We start from the raw sequence: 2,091 nt of genomic DNA on the forward strand, positions 1-2,091 counted from the left end.
GTCTTGATCAATCCCGCATTGAAGAAGGTATCTATGTTTTCGGCACCAAGGCCTTCGATGTCCAGGGCACCGCGTGACACGAAGTGGCGCAATCCTTCCACCGCCTGCGCCGGACAGATCAGTTCGCCGGTGCAGCGGCGGCGCGAATCTTCCTTGCCGGTCTTCTCATTGATCTCGCGCGTCGCCGGCGAGCCGCAGATCGGACAAGTGTGGGGGAACTCGTATGGCACGGCATCGGGCGGCCGCTTGTCGATGACGACGCTGACGATCTGGGGAATGACGTCGCCTGCCCGCTGGATCACGACCGTATCGCCGATGCGAACGTCGATGCCGTCGCGGATCGGCTGACCCGTGCTGTCCAGGCCTTTGATGTAGTCCTCATTGTGCAGCGTGACATTCTCGACCACGACGCCGCCAACCGTGACCGGCGCCAGCCGCGCAACCGGCGCCAGCGTGCCGGTGCGGCCGACCTGGATGTCGATCTTCTGCACGGTCGTCATCGCCTGTTCGGCCGGAAATTTGTGTGCAACCGCCCAGCGCGGTTCGCCGGTGACGAACCCCCATCTGCGCTGCAATTCCAGCTGGTCGACCTTGTAGACGACGCCGTCAATGTCATAGCCCAGCGACGAGCGCTGCTCCTCGATGAGGCGATATTGGGCGACCAGATCATCGACCGATTTCGCCCTGACCATCAGCGGACTGATCTTGAACCCCCACTCGGCGAATTTCTGCACCGAATCATATTGGGTCGGAGCCGGATCCGCTGTCGTGTAGCCCCAGGCATAGGCGAAGAATTTGAGGTTGCGGCTGGCGGTGACGGATGGATCTTTCTGACGCAGCGATCCGGCCGCCGTGTTGCGCGGATTGACGTAGTCCTGACCGCCGACCGCCGCCGACCGCTGCTTCAGCGCCTCGAATTCCGCATAGGTCATATAGACCTCGCCGCGTATCTCGATGATTTCGGGCCAGCCCGAGCCCTTGAGCCTCGCGGGGATGTCGGCGATTGTCCGCAGGTTGGCGGTGATGTCTTCGCCGACAGTGCCGTCGCCCCGCGTTGCGCCCTGCACGAACACGCCGTTTTCGTAGCGCAGCGAAGCCGACAGCCCGTCGATCTTCGGTTCGGCCGTGAAGGCGATGTCGAGATCCTTGTCGCGATCGAAGAATCGCCGGCCGCGCTCGATGAAATCGGTGACATCGTCGTCGGTATAGGCCTTGGCAAGGCTGAGCATCGGCACGGCATGGCGCACCTTGGTAAAGCCCTCCGCGGGTGCTGCACCAACCCTGAGCGATGGCGAATCCTCGCGCACCAGCGCCGGAAAGCGCTCCTCGATAGCAAGGTTGCGCCGTGCCAGCGCATCATACTCGGCATCGCTTATTACAGGCGCATCTTCGGTATGATAGCGCCGGTCGTGCTCGGCGATCTCTTCCGCCAGGCGCTTCAGCTCGGCTTCGGCCTCGCTCTCACTGAGCGAATCGACAGGTTTTTCAGCCATGCTTTCCTCCCCCGAACTTTGGCCCGCCACAATAGATCAGGATTTTGGGAAAAGCATTCCTGAACAGCGGGATGGAGCCATATCCTGACTCGATCCCTGACACCCCTCGTTCTTATGCCGTGGTGTTTTCACGCAGCAGCCGCTCGGCTGCGGCGCGCGCCTCGTCGGTAATGGTGGCGCCGGCCAGCATGCGCGCGATCTCTTCCTGCCGCGCCGGCCGGTCCATCTCGGCAATGCCGGTGGCGACACGGTCGGTGGTGCCGGATTTGGAGATCAGGAAATGCGTCGCCGCGCGCGCCGCCACCTGTGGCGCGTGCGTAACCGAGAGCACCTGGACGCGCTTCGACAGCCGCGCCAGCCGCTGGCCGATGGCGTCGGCGACAGCGCCGCCCACGCCAGTATCGATTTCATCGAACACCAGCGTTGGCGCCGAGCCACGATCAGCCAGCGCCACTTTCAGCGCCAAAAGGAAGCGCGAAAGCTCGCCGCCGGACGCCACCTTCATCATCGGCCCGGGCCGCGTGCCGGGATTGGTGCGCACCCAGAATTCGATCTGATCGATGCCCTCTTCCATGCGGCTCTCGGCATCGCTCTTCAT

The 2,091-nt window shown here is 63.2% G+C and carries 1 protein-coding gene and 1 pseudogene; both read right to left on the minus strand.

What is annotated here, in order from left to right; genetic code table 11:
• On the minus strand, positions 1-1,493 hold a 1,493-nt coding region (gene ligA, locus EN935_RS32925), incomplete at its 3' end, for an NAD-dependent DNA ligase LigA (RefSeq protein WP_127374071.1).
• A 112-nt stretch (positions 1,494-1,605) separates the two neighbouring features.
• Positions 1,606-2,091 (minus strand): annotated as a pseudogene (locus tag EN935_RS32930) (DNA repair protein RecN); the annotation flags it as partial.

The sequence above is a fragment of the Mesorhizobium sp. M7D.F.Ca.US.004.03.1.1 genome, assembly GCF_003998635.1.
GTDB lineage: Bacteria > Pseudomonadota > Alphaproteobacteria > Rhizobiales > Rhizobiaceae > Mesorhizobium > Mesorhizobium loti.